Here is a 494-nt window from a genome sequence, read left to right on the forward strand (position 1 = left end):
CAGCCCCCGGGACTACAACTACCGTCAGGCCACGCAGGACATGAACACCCTGGTGGATGCGACCCGCGGGGATGTCACCACGTACGGTGATGCCTATCACTGGGCGGATAACTACCTGACGCCGGGCAGCACCTATGACCGCAACCCGGCCCCGGAGTCCGGGGCGTTTTATGCCCGCCTTCGTCACGAACGCTACCTGAATGGTCAGACCCGGGCGCAGGGCATCACCAGCTGTCCGACCCTCTCGCCGGGTCAGGTACTGAAAGTCACCGGCGGGTATGAAGTGGCCGACGTGTTTGCGCAGGGCGTGGTCATCACGGCGATGCACACGTATGCTCGCCGTGATAAGGACTTTGCGGTTGATTTTGACGGCATTCCGGACAGCACCGATTTTGGTTTCCGCCCGGAACCTGGCTCACGCCCGGTGATGGCTGGCACCTTACCGGCCCGCGTCACCAGCACCACCGAAAATGACACCTACGGGCATATCGATA

At 62.1% G+C, this 494-nt stretch carries 1 protein-coding gene; it reads left to right on the forward strand.

Annotation, left to right across the window (positions count from 1 at the left end; genetic code table 11):
- The coding region (locus tag HMPREF3143_RS26320) for a contractile injection system protein, VgrG/Pvc8 family (RefSeq protein ID WP_254668436.1) at nt 1–494 on the forward strand (494 nt) is incomplete at both ends.

Source organism: Enterobacter sp. HMSC16D10, assembly GCF_001807145.1.
Taxonomy (GTDB): Bacteria; Pseudomonadota; Gammaproteobacteria; order Enterobacterales; family Enterobacteriaceae; genus Enterobacter; species Enterobacter roggenkampii.